This window comes from Arthrobacter sp. Y3221087, assembly GCF_059089905.1.
In genome coordinates this window covers 798,487-814,920 of sequence record NZ_JBNHFE010000001.1, presented here as the reverse complement: position 1 = coordinate 814,920, position 16,434 = coordinate 798,487, and the positions used below count along the sequence as shown (strand labels likewise).

Annotated in this window: 13 protein-coding genes; 8 read left to right on the top strand and 5 right to left on the bottom strand. The window is 68.2% G+C overall.

The genetic code is table 11. The features are described 5' to 3' along the window. Positions 1-24 precede the first annotated feature (24 nt). Both AC5RUO_RS03850 and AC5RUO_RS03845 read left to right on the top strand, forming a co-directional pair. Positions 25-351, top strand: a complete 327-nt coding sequence (locus tag AC5RUO_RS03850; RefSeq protein WP_494103374.1) for an ArsR/SmtB family transcription factor — start codon at positions 25-27, stop codon at positions 349-351. Next, a complete protein-coding gene (locus AC5RUO_RS03845) occupies positions 348-980 on the top strand; it encodes a cation diffusion facilitator family transporter (protein WP_494103373.1) in 633 nt (210 codons plus the stop codon). The genes AC5RUO_RS03850 and AC5RUO_RS03845 overlap by 4 nt, the downstream gene beginning before the upstream one ends. Positions 981-1,024: 44 nt before the next feature. Here the strand turns inward: AC5RUO_RS03845 and AC5RUO_RS03840 are convergent, their stop codons facing one another. From AC5RUO_RS03840 to aztB, 5 genes are all read right to left on the bottom strand, one after another. Continuing rightward, complete coding sequence (locus AC5RUO_RS03840; RefSeq protein ID WP_494010265.1) at positions 1,025-1,564, bottom strand: dihydrofolate reductase family protein; 540 nt, start codon at positions 1,562-1,564, stop codon at positions 1,025-1,027. A 188-nt stretch (positions 1,565-1,752) separates the two neighbouring features. Beyond that, positions 1,753-2,967 carry a zinc metallochaperone AztD gene (gene aztD, locus AC5RUO_RS03835; protein ID WP_494102865.1) on the bottom strand — a complete coding sequence of 405 codons (1,215 nt, stop codon included), beginning with the start codon at positions 2,965-2,967 and terminating at the stop codon, positions 1,753-1,755. Positions 2,968-3,001: 34 nt separating this feature from the next. After that, positions 3,002-3,925, bottom strand: a complete 924-nt coding sequence (aztC, locus tag AC5RUO_RS03830) for a zinc ABC transporter substrate-binding protein AztC (RefSeq protein WP_494102864.1) — start codon at positions 3,923-3,925, stop codon at positions 3,002-3,004. Then, the gene (locus AC5RUO_RS03825) at positions 3,922-5,133 is read right to left on the bottom strand and encodes a hypothetical protein (RefSeq protein WP_494102863.1); all 1,212 of its coding nucleotides are present in this window, start codon (positions 5,131-5,133) and stop codon (positions 3,922-3,924) included. Before AC5RUO_RS03825 ends, aztC begins: the two co-directional genes overlap by 4 nt. Beyond that, positions 5,114-6,013 carry a zinc ABC transporter permease AztB gene (gene aztB, locus AC5RUO_RS03820; RefSeq protein ID WP_494102862.1) on the bottom strand — a complete coding sequence of 300 codons (900 nt, stop codon included), beginning with the start codon at positions 6,011-6,013 and terminating at the stop codon, positions 5,114-5,116. The genes AC5RUO_RS03825 and aztB overlap by 20 nt, the downstream gene beginning before the upstream one ends. Before the next feature lie 57 nt (positions 6,014-6,070). Here aztB and aztA point away from each other — a divergent pair, with 57 nt between their 5' ends. The 6 genes from aztA (at position 6,071) to AC5RUO_RS03790 (ending at position 16,396) form a co-directional block, all read left to right on the top strand. Further along, on the top strand, positions 6,071-6,718 hold the full coding sequence (gene aztA, locus AC5RUO_RS03815; RefSeq protein ID WP_494102861.1) for a zinc ABC transporter ATP-binding protein AztA: 648 nt from the start codon (positions 6,071-6,073) through the stop codon (positions 6,716-6,718). Positions 6,719-7,200: 482 nt separating this feature from the next. Next, entirely contained in the window at positions 7,201-9,771 is a 2,571-nt protein-coding gene (locus tag AC5RUO_RS03810) for an Ig-like domain-containing protein (RefSeq protein ID WP_494102860.1), read from the top strand. 136 nt (positions 9,772-9,907) lie between these two features. Next, positions 9,908-10,930 (top strand): extracellular solute-binding protein, encoded by a 1,023-nt coding sequence (locus tag AC5RUO_RS03805; RefSeq protein WP_494102859.1) that lies wholly within the window; start codon positions 9,908-9,910, stop codon positions 10,928-10,930. Continuing rightward, a complete protein-coding gene (locus AC5RUO_RS03800) occupies positions 10,927-12,618 on the top strand; it encodes an ABC transporter permease (RefSeq protein WP_494102858.1) in 1,692 nt (563 codons plus the stop codon). Before AC5RUO_RS03805 ends, AC5RUO_RS03800 begins: the two co-directional genes overlap by 4 nt. Continuing rightward, positions 12,615-13,781, top strand: a complete 1,167-nt coding sequence (locus tag AC5RUO_RS03795; protein ID WP_494102857.1) for an ABC transporter ATP-binding protein — start codon at positions 12,615-12,617, stop codon at positions 13,779-13,781. The genes AC5RUO_RS03800 and AC5RUO_RS03795 overlap by 4 nt, the downstream gene beginning before the upstream one ends. 41 nt (positions 13,782-13,822) lie before the next feature. Further along, positions 13,823-16,396, top strand: a complete 2,574-nt coding sequence (locus AC5RUO_RS03790; RefSeq protein ID WP_494010255.1) for an AMP-binding protein — start codon at positions 13,823-13,825, stop codon at positions 16,394-16,396. The last annotated feature ends 38 nt before the right edge of the window (positions 16,397-16,434 follow it).

Below are 16,434 nucleotides of genomic sequence, written 5' to 3'. Positions count from 1 at the left end.
ATTCTTCACTGTACATTCATGAGCGTGGAAACGCTGACGCATGCACCGGTCCTGGCGCGCTTCGGGTACGCGGTGTCCGACCCCACCCGGGCCCGGATCCTGCTGGCACTGGCAGACGGCCCCGCCTACCCTTCCGACCTCGCCGAATCACTGGGCGTATCCCGCCAAAGCATGTCCAACCACCTGACCTGCCTGCGCGGCTGCGGCCTGGTGGTGGCGGCCCCGGACGGGCGAAGGACCAGGTACGAACTGGCAGACGGCCGGCTGGGCCACGCCATCCGCGACCTGCTGGGCGTGGTGCTGGCTGTTGATCCGGCCTGCTGCGCCCCGGACGGGACGTGCACATCATGATTGGCCTCCAGCTGTCACCGGCACCCGCCCGGCGCGCGGTCCTCACCCGGCACATCCGGTTCCTCGCGGCGGCCACCATCACCTACAACACCGTTGAGGCCGCCGTTGCGCTGTGGGCCGGCGGCATCGCAGGCTCTGCGGCGCTGATCGGGTTTGGGCTGGATTCCGTGATGGAGGTGGCGTCCGCCGTCGCACTTTCCTGGCAGTTCGCCTCGAAGGACCCGGAACGCCGCGAGCACCTGACCCTGCGGATCATCGCGCTGTCCTTCTTTGCCCTCGCCGCGTTCGTCTCCTTCGATGCCGTCCGGGCCCTGCTCAGCGGCGAACCAGCTGAGCATTCGACGCCGGGACTCGTCATCGCCGCCTTGAGCCTGGCCGTGATGCCGGTGCTGTCCTGGCTGCAGCGCCGGGCCGGCCGCGAGCTGGGATCCAGGACGGCTGTTGCCGACTCCAAGCAGACACTGCTGTGCACCTATCTCTCGGCCGTCCTCCTGGTGGGCCTGGTCCTGAACAGCACGCTCGGTTGGTGGTGGGCCGATTCCGTGGCGGCCCTGGCCATCGCCGGCATCGCCGCCCGGGAGGGCATCAACGCGTGGCGGGGCGAGGCCTGCTGCGCGGGCTGCGCCTGACCTGCCTTCTGGATACGCCCGCTCACTTGTGGCACCTCCGGCCCTCAGACGGCGCCGGTCCGCAGGCGGTAGTTCAGCAGCACGATGCCCGAGGGATAAGGCCGGCACTCCGCCAGTTCCAGCCTTGTCCATTGGCCGAGGCTGCCGAAGAACGGGACGCCGCCGCCCAGGATGACCGGGATGACCGCAATCCCCAGCTCATCCAGCAGCCCGGCCTCGATGAACTCGGTTACAAGCTGCCCGCCACCATAGACACAAATATCCTTGTCCGCCGGAAGCGTCGCCTTCAGCTGCGCCACCAGGTCGCCCGGGTCGCCACTGAACAGGTGTGTGTTCTTGGGTGTGGCAAGGGTTTCGTCGTGCGTGACCACATAGCTGGGAACGGCGGAGCCTCCGACGCCCATGCCGGCCACCTCACGGTAAGTGTTGGCGCCCATGACGTAGGCGCCTGTGCGCTGCTCCGTGGCCGCGAAACCATAGTCCTCAGTCTTCGACATGGCGTCATTCAGCCACGACAGGTTGCCGCTGGCCGAGCGGATGTACCCGTCGAGGCTGGCTGCCATTCCGCCGAACACAATGGTCACATCTGCAGACGCTAGGCACTGCTGCCTTCACGGTCAAGAGGACAAGCATTGCGGCGTTGTGATACTCCGCCGGCTCCCCTGCCTGCGTCTTCAGGCCAACGCCTGCTCAACTTTGCTCCAGGAGACTGAAATCAAAGTGAGAGGGCGTCACGGGTTTAGGCGCGAAAGGTGAGAGAGCGTCGCAGGGGTCAGCCGGTGACGCCCGTCAGTTCGTTCGGGGTGTCCTCCAGCGTGCCGGTTCCAATGACCTTGCCGGACTCGACGTCCACGGCGTGGATGCTGTTGGTCTTCGGGTCCGTGATGAACGCCGTGTGGCCGTTGACGAAAATCGTGGGCCGAGGCTCCTGCCACTTCAAGGGCTCCTCCCAGGCCGGGATGACCGGGAAGCTGTTGGTCACCTTCGCCGTTTCCGGGTCGATCACGTGCAGGGCACCGTCCGTGCCGAGCACCAGGGCCTCGCCGTGCGGACCGCGGGCCAGGGAGCGGAAGCTGTAGCTGGTTCCGAGGTCAACCAGCGTCAAGGACTTGGTTTCGGTGTTGATCAGCGAGATCTGCTCGGGCCGCTCCAGTTCCGCGTCCTTGTCCTGCTTGTAGTCGCCCAGGGTCACCGGAGACTCGTCCGAGCCGGCCTGGTTGCCGATCCGGCCGTACTCGGTGGGGCTGTCCAGCTTGGTGATGGCGCCGTCGGCGTAGATGAGGACGCCGGTCTGGCAGCCGATCACCACAGCTTCGCCGGCCGCGGTTGCTTCGCCGTGGACGCCCGGGCAGTCCTCATTCCGCGCGATCTCCTTGCCGTCCCCGTCCAGCACCACGATGCCGGGGCGTTCCTCGTCGTTCCCGAGTGTGAGGACCAGTTCGCCGTTGGAGAGTTCGACGGCGACCCCGTGGTGGGCTTCTTCCGCCCGGTGGGTTTCAACCTCCGGCTGTCCCGAGGCAAGATCGTCGGATTCGAACACGGTCACCTCGCCGGTGCCGTCGCTGAACAGGATGGTCTTGCCCTCGTGCCGGACCACATGTCCGGGCTTGCTGGTGGGGAACTCGATGTCCGTCATGGCCGGGCCCTGGGCGAAGTGCTTGCCGCCGTCGGACCAGACGCCGGTGTCCAGGACTTCGAAGCCCTTGGCCGTGGAGATGATGACGTGGCGCCCGTCGCCGGCCGGGTTGATCCGGTTGAAGCCCTCGATGGGAAAGTCGCCGAGCACCTCGAAGGTTTCGGGATCCAGGACCTGGACGCCGCCGTCGTACGTGGTGACAATCCGCGGGGTGGCCGCGTCAACCGTTGCGGCAGCGGAGGCGGTGGATGATGTGCTAACGGCCGGGCTGGCTCCGGCGCAGCCGGTGAGCATCAGGCCGGCGGCGGCCAGTGCAGCGAGCAGGCGTACGGGCGGGGTGGGGTGTTGCATGGAGTTTCCTTTTCGTCAGGGGTGCGGGTGGGACTTACGACAATGCTTGGGTGATGCTTTCGGTGTTGGCGCGCATCATGTCCAGGTAGGTGGTCCCGGCGGACCCTTCGGCCCCCAGCGATTCGGTGAACAGCGGGACCACGGCGATGTCCTGGCCGGCTTCGGCGGCGAGGACCTGGGCCAGCCGCTCCGGCTGGGAGGAGTCGGCGAAAATGGCCACCACGCCGGCGGAGCGGATCTTGCCGGTCAGGTCGTTGAGGTCCGCTGAGCTGGGCGAGGCGAGCGTGGTGCCGCTGGGGATGACCGCGCCGATCACCTCAAAACCAAACCGCGCGGCCAGGTAGCCGAACACGTGGTGGTTGGTGATGAGCTTCCGCTTGGCCGGCTCGATTGCGGCGAAACTGGCCTCCATGGACGCTTCGAGCTCGCCGAGCTTTTGCACGTAGGAGCCTGTGTGAGCGCGCACGGCGTCCGGGTCCACGCCGTCGACATGTTCCAGCACGCTGCCGGCGATGGCTTCGGCGGCCTCCGCCACCCGGGCGGGGTCAGTCCAGAAGTGCGGGTCCTCCGCGTCGCCGCCGCCGTCGTCACCGTGCGTGAATGCCAGGGGTTCGACGGCGTCCATCGCCGCGACCGTCGGCACGCCTTCCGCGGCGGCTGCCTCCACGTGGTTGAGGATCCCCTCCTCCAGCCCGCCGCCGTTGTGGACGATCAGGTCCGCGTTCTCGATCACCGCGGCCTGCCTGGCCGAGATGCCGAAGGAGTGCGGATCAGCATTGGCCTCCATGAGCACCACCACCTCGGCTTGGTCCCCCACCAGGTTGCGGGTGATGTCGCCCAGGATGTTGGTGGTGACCACCACTGTGGCCCGTTCGGCGGCGACGGCGGAGCATCCGCTCAGCGCCAGGCCCAGCACCACCAGTGCGCCGGCCAGCCGCGCCAGGACAACGCGCCTCACAGCCCGGTCTCCAGCATCAAGTCCGCGGCAGGCACCTCGAAGGTCCGCGCAACACGGAGCCCGTCCGCGTAGTCAATCTCATGGACAAGCCGGCGGGCGGGGTCGCTGACGTAGGCGCGCGAGGCGTCGATCCGCAGCTGCGGAATCCCATTCCCGGCTGGCGCCTCGAGCAGCGGCACCTGGGCGGCCACCTCGCCGGTGCCGGGGTTCAAGTTGATGAGTGAGCCGTCCACACCAACAGCCAGCACCCGTTTCGCGTCCCCGACGGCCGCCGCAGCGGCGACCGGGACCGGAGTAACCAGGTGGGTCCAGATCCGCTTGGACACGTCAAGGTGCCAGACGCCGTCCTCCCCCGCGGGCCCGGCGAGCTCGTTGGAGCCGGGACGGTTCCCGAGGTTTGCCGCCGCCGAATGGCCCGCGCCAGTGTCGGGATAAGGGATCTTTTCGGCGGCGAAGGCGCCGTCATCCTCGGTGACCAGCAGGGCACCGTCCGTGCAGGCGAAGACCATGCCCACCCTGGTGGCGGCGTGCCCGGAAAGGCCCGGGCAGTCCTGCGCCGGCAGGACTGTGCGGTCCTCTCCGTCGCGGACCTCCACCCCGCCGGCCGCAGCGGAAGGGCCGGACGCAACGGATGCCAGGAAGTGCCCCTCGTACGGCACCACCAGTCCGTCGTGCGGGGAGCTGGTGATCCGCGCGGACTCCAGAACGGTCCCGGCGTCGAGGTCCTTGTGCCTGAACACTGACGCGTAGCCGCCGGACTTGGAGAAGACGGCGATGGCCTTCCCGTCCCCGGCCACGGCGCCGGCGCGCGGCACCGCGGCCGTCCCCACCAGGCCGGGTTCGGCGCTGTAGTAGTGCTTGTGCTCGCCGTGGTCCACAGTCCAGGCACCGGTATCGAACACCTGGACGTCAGCCGCCCCGGTGAGCAGGGCGTAGCGGCCGTCCTGGTAAGCGGCGCCGATGGGGCCGGAGGTGCCGGCGGGGGACGTGTCCCCGGTGAGGAGGGATAGCAACTGCCCCTCCCCCGTTTCCCGGTTGAAGGTGAGCAGGCCGGTCTGCGGCTCGGGGTTCTCCTGCGCCCCGGCGACGTAGCCGTGCGGGGTGGCGGTTTCGTCCGGCTGCGGTTCGGCGCCGGTCGGGGCGCACGCGGACAGCAGCAGTGGAAGGCCGAGCAGGAGGGCGGACAGTTTAGGCGTGGTGCGGGGCACGGGGAAGCGGTTCCATTTCTAGCGAGGGGACTGGTTCGACGGCGGGCGCAGGCCCGGTGCCGGGCCTGCGGCGGACTGCGGCGCGGGTCAGGGCGGAGACGAAGTAGGACAGGGCGGCCACCAGGGCGATGGTGGCGCCGGCGGCTGTGGATGCGTACCAGGAGATCCAGAGGCCAGCCACAACACTGGCGGCGCCAATGAGGGAGCCGAGGATCATCACGGTCCTGATGGACGTGGCCCAAACCAGCGCGGCCGCGGGCGGGGCGATGAGCAGCCCGAACACCAACAGCGTGCCCACCACCTGGAAGGACGAGGCGACGGCCAGGGTGACCAGGCAAAGCAGCACGAAGTGGGTCAACCGGGGACGCAGCCCCAGGCTGGCGGCCTTCTGCGGGTTGAACGCCGCCGCCAGGAAGGCCCGGTGGAACACGGCCGCGAGCGCCAGGACCACAAGGCCGACGACGGCGAGCACCAGGATGTCGTCCGTTCCGACGGCCAGGACGTCGCCGAACAAAGTCCCGGTGAGGTCCACGGCAAAGGAGCCGGAGGCGGACACGATGATCACCCCCGCGGAGAGCATGATGACGAACAGCAGGCCGATGGCGGTGTCCTGTGAAATGCGCCGGTTCCGGGTAATGGCGGAGACGCCGGCCGCCGTCGCCGCCGCGCTGAGGGCCGCGCCCGCGATCAGGTTTCCGCCCACCAGCGCCGCGATGGCGATGCCGGGCAGCAGTCCGTGGGACATGGCATCGCCCAGGAACGCCATGCCGCGTACTACCACCCAGGTTCCGACGACGGCGCACACCACCGCCACCAGGCCGCCGCCCAGCAGGGCGCGCTGCACGAATGAGGCATTCAGGGGATCAAGTAACCATTCCATCGCGGTTCATCGTACAGTATTAAATGAGACTCATTCGCAATAACGAAAGGCGGCGCCGTGCAGACGCTGACACTCAGCGGAGTGGGGTTTGCGTACCCCGACAGGCAGGTGCTGGAGGACGTGTCGCTGGCCCTCGCGCCGGGAACCCACATGGTCCTGACAGGCCGGAATGGATCCGGGAAGTCAACGCTGCTGGCCCTGGCGGCCGGGGTCCTCAAGCCTGGGCGGGGCACGGTGCAGGCCGCCGCCCGTCCGGCGTTCGTCATCCAGCACACCAGGACGCCTGAGTCCATGCCGTGCACCGTCCGCCAGGCAGTGGAGATGGGACGGTGGCCGCACCGGCGCGGACTGCTCCCCCTGCTGCGGACGGACCGGCAAAAGGTTTTCGACGCCATGGAACGGATGGGAATTACGGACCTGGCAGGCCGGCAGCTGCAGGAGCTCTCCGGCGGGCAGCGGCAACGGACCCTGATTGCGCAGGGGCTGGCGCAGGAGTCCGGCATCCTGATCCTGGATGAGCCGACGGCGGGACTGGACAGCAGGGCGCACGGGCTGATCCGCACGGCTGTCCAGGATGAGCTGCGGCGCGGAGTGACCGTGCTGGAATCGAGCCACGACGCCGGGGACATCGGCAGGGCGGACCGGGTGGTGATGCTCGACGGCGGCCGGGTCGCCGCGGATTCGCAGGCGGGCCAAGGCCGTTAAGAAGTATCCGCCGACGCCCCGGGGGAGGCGCCGGCGGACGTTTTGAGACCTCGGGATGATTCCCGTTGACTGTCCCCCCAGCCCGGCTGGCCGGGCAGTGCCGCACACTGCTACACGGCGTGCCAATACTGTCGCCCCTGCTCCTCAAGAAACGGTCAAGGTGCACGCAAGGTTTGGCGAGTCTTCTGAACCGTGCACCAGCGTTTTGCCTGTTCAGGGCGATATAGGGGCATCGAGCAGGGAAAGGCCGGGATTGTTTCGGACGCCCTGGGCAATGACACTGTACGAACTGGAAATCGGCGGTGGCAGTTCTAGGCTTGGGAGCAAAATTGATGGACTTTCAATTTATTCGCAGGAACATGGGTGGCAGAGGCTCCAGGACTTCCTGGCGCCAGGTAAGGCGGGGAGTCGATCGTCCGGCCGGTCATCGCCGGCGCCGGGTCCCGGATCTGCGGCTCTACACGTTACTCACAGCGCTCCTGGTGGTCCTGGGCGGCGTCCTGGTGGCACCCGTTCCGGCGAGTGCTGAAACGGGGGATGTGGGGGTTGAAGGTCCCTCGCATTCGGGAACGGGAACGCCGACGGGTACAAAGCGGGCCAACAGTTCCCTGTGGTTCAACGACGGGACCTGGTGGGGGAACCTGTGGAACGCTGCCACCTCGGATTTCGAGATCTTCCGGTTCGATCCGGCGACGAGCTCGTGGGCCAGCACCGGAGTGATGACCGAAACGCGGGCAAATACGCATCATGACGTGCTGTGGGACGGGAAAACCCTGTACGTCGCCAGCTACCGGTTCGTAAACGACGGGCTGCCGGCGGAGCCGGGATTTCCCACGAACATGCGCCGCTACAGCTACGACCCGGGCGCAGACAAGTACACGCTGCTGGGTTCCACGCAAATCAACAACTCCAAAGTTGAACTCCTGAGCATCGACAAGGATTCAACCGGACGGGTATGGGCCACCTGGCAGCAGGGCAACCAGATCTACCTCAACGCCACCGGCACAGACGGCGCCACGTGGGGAACCCCCTTCGCGCATCCGTCGGCGTTCGGCAACGTTTCCGTGGACGACACCTCGGCTTTGATCGCGTTCGACGGAAACAAGATGGGCCTGATGTGGAGCCGGCAAATCGGGGATGCCACCGACGGCGTCTACTGGAGCTACCACCTGGATGGAGCGGCGGACTCAGAGTGGACCGCTCCTGTAGCAGCCGTGTCCGGGCTGCGAAGCGGTGACGACCACATCTACCTGAAATGGCTGGATGCGTCCGCGGGCGGAAGAGTGTTTGCTGCCATAAAAACGTCCAACACGTCCGCGTCCCAGCCGTTGATCCAGCTGCTGGCGTTGAACGGCACGACCTGGAGCGCACACACAATTGCGACGGTCTCCGAATGTCCCAACCGGGTCATCGTGCTGATCGATGAACACGCGCAAAAGGTCCGCACCTTCGCCACCTACCCGAAGCCCAGTGGCGTCCTGGACGCCGGGGTGTGCTCCACCACGGGCGGCGCGATCTACGAGAAGTCCTCGCCGCTGGACAGCATCAGCTTTACTACTGAGAAGACGGCCCGCATCGTGGATGCCGACCAGTATGTGCACAACGTGACCTCGACCAAGCAGAACGTCAACAGCGCGGCCTGGGGAACTGCCAACAGCGGCCTGCTGGTGCTCGCCGATGTGAATGCCACAAGCCGGTACTGGCACTACTTTGACCCCACCGGGGGCGGCGGCGGCAGCACTGACACCACGCCTCCGACGGTGACGACGACGGCTCCCGCTGCCGGTGCCACCGGCGTGGCGGTTTCGGCGAATGTGACGGCGACGTTCTCGGAGGGCATGGACGCGTCGACGATTTCGTCGAGCACGTTCTTATTGCATGCGGGCACGACGGCGGTGCCGGCCACTGTGACGTACAGCAGCGCCGACAGGGTAGCTACGTTGGACCCCGGTGCTGACCTGGCAGCAAACACTCAATACACGGCGACAATCAAGGGTGGCAGCAGCGGTGTGAAGGATGCCGCCGGCAACGCGCTGGCGGCGGACAGGACGTGGACTTTCACCACGGCCGCAGCCCAGCCCGTGCAGTCCGCCATTGCAGCCAAGGCGGAGTCGCTGAACGGCGCCCTCGGAGCAGCCACCACACCTGAGGTTTACGGCCTCAAGGACAACGGCGGATACCAGTGCTTTGAACGCGGCTGCATCATGTACTCGCCCGCATCAGGGGCGCATGTCACCCTGGGCGCGATCCGTGCCTTGTGGGCGTCTACAGGATTCGAGAATGGCAGGCTCGGCTACCCGATTACTGACGAAATAGGCGGGCTCAAGGACGGCGGGGTGTTCCAGAACTACCAGGGCGGCTCGATCATCTACTCGCCGGCAACCGGGGCCCACATCTCTGTCGGGCCAATCCGAGAGAAGTGGGCGTCCACAGGGTTTGAGAACGGCGCGCTGGGCTACCCGGTCAGCGACGTCGTAGGCGGCCTCAAGGACGGCGGGGCCTTCCAGAACTACCAGCGCGGCAGCATCATCTACTCGCCGACGGCAGGGGCCCACATCTCCATCGGCGCAATCCGCGAGAAGTGGGCGTCCACAGGATTCGAAAACGGCAGGCTCGGCTACCCTGTCACCGACGAAATTGGCGGCCTCAAGGACGGCGGGGTCTTCCAGAACTACGAACGGGGCGCCATCATCTACTCGCCGACAACAGGTGCCCACATCTCCATTGGGGCAATCCGCGACCGGTGGGCGGCCACAGGCTTCGAAAACGGCAGGCTCGGCTACCCGGTCACCGACGATATAGGCGGCCTCAAGGATGGCGGGGTCTTCCAGAATTACCAGGGCGGCGCCATCATCTGGTCAGCGAAGACCGGGGCCCAGATCTCCGTCGGGGCCATCCGCACCATCTGGGCCTCCACAGGGTACGAGTCAGGCCGCCTCGGCTACCCCACAAGTGGTGAATACGCCACAGGCAATGACGGAAGCGTGGCCCAGGACTACCAGGGTGGCGTCATCCATGTGGGCCCGAGCGGTTACCACATTGCCTGGCGGTAAGCGCTAGGGAGGCTCCAAGCAGCACGGAGGGTCCCGCAAGTTAATAATTTCAAGGTGAAACGCCGAATTAAGATAGCCTTACCTTGCTAAATTACCTTGCGGGAAACCCGCCCCCATGTGAGAAGAGCTCCCCTCCGTGCCCATTCGACGCCTGATCGCAGCCACCGCAAGCTTTGCCGCCGTCGCGGCCGCCCTGACAGGCTGCGGCATCATCGGCGGGCAGCCCGCCGATCTCCAGATCTACTCCGCCCGCCACTATGACCTCGAGGGCGCATTCGGCGACTTCACCGACGAGACCGGCATTTCCGTGGAGTTCATCACCGGCGATGACGCAGAGCTCCTGGAGCGGCTCAAGGCCGAGGGCGAGGACAGCCCGGCGGACGTATTCATGACCGTGGACGCCGGCAACCTGTGGAACGCCGCCCGCCAGGACGAGCTCGCCGCCGTCGACTCCGCCGCGCTCAACGAGGCCGTCCCCGGGGACCTCCGCGACCCGCAGGGCCGGTGGTTCGGCCTGGCCATGCGGGCCCGCACCGTCACCTACAACCCGGACAACGTGGATCCCGCCGAGTTCGACGCCACGGACACCTACGCCGGCCTCGCCGATCCCAAGTGGAAGGGACGGCTGTGCATGCGCGATTCCACTTCGTCCTACACCCAGTCGCTGGTGGCCAGCCTGATCGACCTGCACGGCCGTGAAAACGCCCTGGAGATCGCCAAGGGCTGGGTGGCCAACGAGGTGCAGATCATGAGCAACGACGTCCTGCTGCTGGAAGCCATCGACGCCGGAACCTGTGACGTGGGCATCAACAACCACTACTACCTGGCCCGCACTCTGGAGGAGAAGCCGGACTTCAAGGTGGACCTCCACTGGGCCAGCCAGCAGGGCGCAGGCACCCACGTCAACATTTCCGGCGCCGGCCTCGTCGCGGGTTCGGACAACGCCGAGGACGCCCAGCGGCTCATCGAATGGCTCGCCACCAAGGGACAGAACGCGTTCGTGGACGCCAACCACGAGTTCCCCGTCAACCCCGCGGCCAAGCCCGAACCGGTCATCGCAGGATTCGGCGAGTTCAAGCGGATGCCGCTGAACGCTGAAGCCTACGGCGACCTCAACGCCGAAGCAGTCGACCTGCTCGCCGAGGCCGGATACAAATGACCGAAACGGCGGTCCTCGCGCAGTCGAGGGCGCCGAAGCGCCGTCCCGGCCGGACGGCCGGTGCCGGCCGCCCGGCGTGGTCCGCCCTGGTGGCCCTGGTGGCCGCCGTGGTTGCCACCCCCGTACTCGCCGTGGTCCTCGACGGCCTCGGCAGCCTGGGCAGCACCGCGCCCCCGCGCGGGCTTGCCGGCATGGTGGCCACCACCCTGCTCCTGATGGGCGGCGTGGCCGCGGGATCGCTGCTGGTGGGTGGCGGCCTGGCCTGGCTGGTGACCGCCTACCGTTTCCCGCTGCGCAATGTATTTGTCTGGCTGCTGGTCCTGCCGCTGGCCGTGCCCGCCTACATCCTGGGCTTCGTATTCCTGTCCGTCTTCGACGTGTCCGGACCGGTACAGTCGGCCCTCCGCGGCTTCCTGGGCGCGGACATCTGGGTGCCCGAAGTCCGATCCCTTCCGGGCGCGGTGCTGGTGATGTCGCTGTCCCTCTACCCCTACGTTTACCTGCTGGCGCGCACGGCGCTCCTGGAGCACTCCCCCGGCACCTATGACGCGGCCCGCACCCTCGGCGCCGGGCAGGCCAGGACGCTGCGCCGGGTCCTGCTCCCGCTGGCCCGGCCGTCGCTGGCCGCCGGCATGTCCCTGGTGATGATGGAAACGCTGACGGACTTCGCCACGGTGCAGTACTTCAACGTCCAGACCGTCTCCGTGGGCGTCTACCTGGTCTGGAAGGGCACCTTCAACTTCCATGCGGCCACGCAGCTGGCGGTCCTGGTCCTGCTGTTCGCCGTCGCGGTCCTGGCTGCCGAGCGGGCGCTGCGCGGCCGGGCCCGCTACCACCGGCAGGGCGGCCGCGGGCAGGGCCTGCAGCCCAAGCGGCTCGAGGGAGGCCGCGGCTGGGCAGCCGCGGCCCTCTGCACGGCAGCGGTCAGCACCGGTTTCCTGATCCCCGTCATCCAGCTCCTGGCCTGGGCCGTTGGCGGAGCGGCCAAGAACCCTGGGTTCCTGGCAGATCCCCGTTTCGGCGAGTACATCATCAACACGCTCCTGGTCGCCGCGGTCACCGCCGCGGCCTGCGTTGTCCTGGCGATGACGGTGGGACACGGAGTGCGCCTGAACGGTGGACGCTTCGCCTCCTCCGCGGCACAGGTGACCACGTTCGGCTACGCAGTCCCCGGCGCCGTGGTGGGCATCGGCGTGCTCATCTCCTTCGCCTCGCTGGATACGGCCCTGGAGGGCGCTGGCGTTCCCGGCGGCACCGGACTGCTCGTGACGGGCTCCGTGCTGGGCATCCTCTACGCCTACGTGATCCGGTTCCTCGCCCCTGCCTACCAGGCCGTGGACGCCAGCTTCACGAAGATCCCGGCAACCATCACCTCCTCCGCCCTCAGCCTCGGCGCCGGCCCGCGCCGCATCCTGGCGCGCGTGCACTTCCCGCTGGCCCGCTCCGGAATTGCCGTCGCCCTGATGCTGGTGGCGATCGACGCCGTCAAAGAACTGCCCATCGTGCTGCTCCTGCGCCCTTTCGGCTTCACCACAGCCTCCGTCTGGGTCTATGAGCTGGCGCGTGAAAACTTCTGGGAGAAGGCCTCGCTGCCCGCGCTGGTCATTGTCGCGGCCGCCGTCCTCCCCGTCCTCGTCCTTGTCAGGCAGGCCCGCCGGGCTGAGATTGACCGAAAGGCCCGCCCATGACCATCCGTGCGAGTATCAGGGCGCAGAAGGCACCGCGTACCGAGAACGACGGCGGGGCTCCCGCTGCGCTGGTGTTTGAAGGCGTCAGCAAGCACTACGGCTCGGCCGTGGGCGTGGAGTCGCTGGGCCTGTCAATCCCGGCCGGCGAACTGGTGACCCTGATCGGCCCGTCGGGCTGCGGCAAGTCGACCACGCTCCGCCTCGCCGCGGGCCTCGAACGCCCGAACGCGGGCACCATCCGGGTCGCCGGTGACGTGGTTGCCGACCGGCGCCGGTTTGTCTACCCGGAGCAACGCCGGGTGGGCCTGGTGTTCCAGGATTACGCCCTGTTCCCCCACATGACCGTGGCCGGGAACGTCGAGTTCGGCCTGGACCGGCTGGGCCGCGGCGAGCGCCGGGCCCGGACCGGCGAAGTACTGGACCTCGTCCGGCTCTCCCACCTGGCGGACCGCTACCCGCACGAACTTTCCGGCGGCGAGCAGCAGCGCGTGGCGCTGGCCCGCGCCCTGGCCCCGCGGCCCGCCGTCGTACTCCTCGACGAGCCGTTCTCCAGCCTGGACGAATCCCTGCGGGCCCAGGTCCGCCGGGACACCGTGGCAACGCTCAAGGAAGCCGGCACCACCGGCGTCCTGGTGACCCATGACCAGACCGAGGCGCTGTCCGTGGGAACCCGGGTGGTGGTGATGCGCGGCGGCGTCATCGAGCAGGCGGACACTCCGGAAAAGGTGTTTGAACAGCCGGCCACCCGCTTTGTCGCCTCGTTCATGGGCGACGCCGATTTCCTCCCGGCCAAGGTGCACCGAGCCCTGCTGACCTGTGAGATCGGCGTCGTCTCCACGGTCCCCGGGTGGGCCGATGCCGATGCCGATGTTGACGTGGTCCTGCGGCCACACGAGGTGGCGCTGCTCCCCGATCCGGCCTCCCCGGCCCGGGTGTCCGCCGTCGAGTACCACGGCGCGTTCGTGCTGCACTACGTGACGCTGGCCTCCGGGCGGACCCTGCGGTCCTGGCAGCCGCACAGCGTCCGCCATCCGGTGGGCACAGCTGTTGCCGTGACGGTGGCGGCGGGCACCACGCCCACGCTGCTGCTCGGTGACACCGCCGTTACCTCCCCGCCTCCCGGCAGTTCCCTTCGGCAGCGCTCATCCGAGCCTGCAGCTTAGTTAGGCCCTTCCATGTCTCTTCACCCCAGCAGGGCTGCGCTGTGACCGCGCAGCCCGAACTCGCCCGGGTCGCGTTCACCGACCTCGCCCGGCACGGCGGCCGCCCGGCGGTCCTCACCGCTGACGGCACCGTAACCTACAGCGAGCTTGCAGCCCTGGTGGACCAGACTGCTGCCAGGCTGGGAACTGAACGCCGGCTGGTGGTGCTGGCCGCCGGCAACGACCTGGACTCCCTGGTGGGCTACCTTGCCGCACTCTCGGGCGGCCATCCGCTCCTGCTGGCCCCGGCCGACAAGCCCGAGGCCCTGGCCTCCCTGGTCAACGCCTACGACCCCGACGCGCTGCTGTGGCCCGGCGGCGGCGACGGCACGCCCATGCTCCAGGAGCGTCGGACCGGCACCCGGCATGACCTGCACCCGGACCTGGCGCTGCTGCTCAGCACCTCAGGTTCAACGGGTTCGCCGAAACTGGTCCGGCTCTCGCACACCAACCTCTCAGCGAACGCCGAGGCGATCGCCGAGTACCTGCACATCGGCTCGGACGACCGTGCCGCCACCACGCTCCCCCTGCACTACTGCTACGGTCTGTCCGTGGTCAACAGCCACCTGATCCGCGGGGCGGGGCTGGTTCTCACCGACCTTTCCGTGGTGGACCCCTGCTTCTGGGACCTGTTCCGGGACCAGCACGCCACCTCCTTCGCCGCCGTTCCCTACACGTTCGACCTCCTGGAGCGGGTAGGGTTCGCGGACAAGGAGCTGCCGCGGCTGCGCTACGTCACCCAGGCCGGCGGGCGGCTGGCGCCCGAGAAGGTCCGGTCCTGGGCCGAGACCGGGCAGCGCCGCGGCTGGGACCTCTTCGTCATGTACGGGGCCACCGAAGCCACCGCCCGGATGGCCTACCTGCCCCCGGACCTGGCAGCGGACCACGCGGAGACCATCGGCGTCCCGGTGCCGGGCGGCACGTTCCGGATCGACCCCGTGGAGGACCTGGCGGACGGGGAACTGGTCTACACGGGCCCCAACGTCATGCTCGGCTACGCCGAGTCCCCTGCGGACCTGGCCCTTGGCCGGGAAATCCACGAACTGCGGACCGGCGACCTGGCCCGCCAGCAGGAGAACGGCCTCTACCAGGTGGTGGGCCGGCGCAGCCGGTTCGTGAAAATCGTTGGCCTGCGCGTGGACCTGGGGCAGGTGGAGCGGATCCTCGCCGGGATGGGCATCACCGCGGCCGCGGCCGGCACCGATGACCTGCTCGTCGCCGCCGTGGAAGGCGAGCACGACGGCGGCATGCTCGCCAAAGTCCTGGCCGGCAGCCTGGGGCTGCCGCGCGCCGCCGTCGTGGTCCACCCCGTGGAGCAGCTCCCGCGCCTGGCGACCGGCAAGATCGACTACCCGGCGGTCCGCTCCCTGGGCGTGCCTGTGACCAGCCTTGTTCCGGACAGCACCCGGCCCGCCGCGACTGTTTCAAGGGCGGCCGTTCCCGGGGCGGCACCGGAGGGCCAGGCCGACATCCGGCAGATCTTCATGGACGCCCTGGAGTGCGACAGCGTGGCAGATGACGACACGTTCGTCTCCCTCGACGGCGACTCGCTCTCCTACGTGGCGGTCTCCGTCCGGCTGGAAGGCGTGCTGGGGAAGCTGCCCTCCGACTGGCATCTGCTGCCCGTCAAGGAGCTGGAACGCCGGCGCCCGGCACGGAACAAGAGGCGCTTCCTGTCGTTCCTGGAGACTTCACTGGTGGTCCGGGCGGCGGCCATCGTGTGCGTGGTGGCCACGCATGTGGAGCTGTTCACCTTCCAGACAGCGCACCTGCTCTTCGCAGTGGCCGGCTACAACTTCGCCCGGTTCCAACTGGCCGAGGAGCGCGTCCCGCGGCTGCGGCGCCAGTTCCGCGGGCTGGCCCGCATCGTGGGGCCGTCCGTGCTGTTCATCGCGGTGGCATACCTGCTAACAGACCACTACACCGTGGCGAACATCTTCCTGCTGAACGCCATGGTGGGCCCGGAGCAGGTGACCACCCAGTGGCACTTCTGGTTCGTGGAACTGCTGGTGTACATCCTGCTGGCGGTGGGAGCGCTGATGGCCATCCCCTGGGTGGACCGGTGGGAGCGCCGGGCGCCGTTCCTTTTCGCGCTGGGCCTGGTGGCCGTTGCGCTGCTGAGCCGGTACGACCTGGTGGATCCCGGCCTGCCCAAGCCCCCGCCCGTGTTCTGGATCTTCGCGTTGGGCTGGGCCCTGGCACGCGCCCGCACCAACCTCCACCGGCTGACGGTATCCCTGATCACCGTGCTGACCCTGCCCGGGTTCTTCAACAGCACCGTGCGGGAGGTCACCGTGGCCGCCGGGATCCTGCTGCTCGCGTGGGTGCCGGTGCTGCCGGTGCCGGCCCTGCTCCGCCGGGTGACGGGGTGGCTGGCCGCGGCCTCGCTCTACATCTACCTCACCCACTGGCTGGTCTACCCGGTGCTGCTTCCGGTCAGCCAGGTGCTGGCGGTGGCCGGATCCCTGGTGTTCGGGGTGGGCTACTGGGCGCTCTGCCGGTGGGTGCCTGGGGCCTGGACTGCGGTAAGGACCCGGGCCGGGGGCCGGCTCGCCCTCCCCCGGACCAGTCCCTGACGCCCGCTCACATCCGGGCGTTTCCGCCCAATCCCGCG

Bases quoted from the DNA above. Each gene is read 5' to 3' on its own strand.
- AC5RUO_RS03800 (WP_494102858.1), top strand. From the start codon at position 10,927: ATGACCGAAACGGCGGTCCTCGCGCAGTCGAGGGCGCCGAAGCGCCGT.
- aztD (WP_494102865.1), bottom strand. From the start codon at position 2,967: ATGCAACACCCCACCCCGCCCGTACGCCTGCTCGCTGCACTGGCCGCC.
- AC5RUO_RS03795 (WP_494102857.1), top strand. From the start codon at position 12,615: ATGACCATCCGTGCGAGTATCAGGGCGCAGAAGGCACCGCGTACCGAG.
- aztB (WP_494102862.1), bottom strand. From the start codon at position 6,013: ATGGAATGGTTACTTGATCCCCTGAATGCCTCATTCGTGCAGCGCGCC.
- AC5RUO_RS03845 (WP_494103373.1), top strand. From the start codon at position 348: ATGATTGGCCTCCAGCTGTCACCGGCACCCGCCCGGCGCGCGGTCCTC.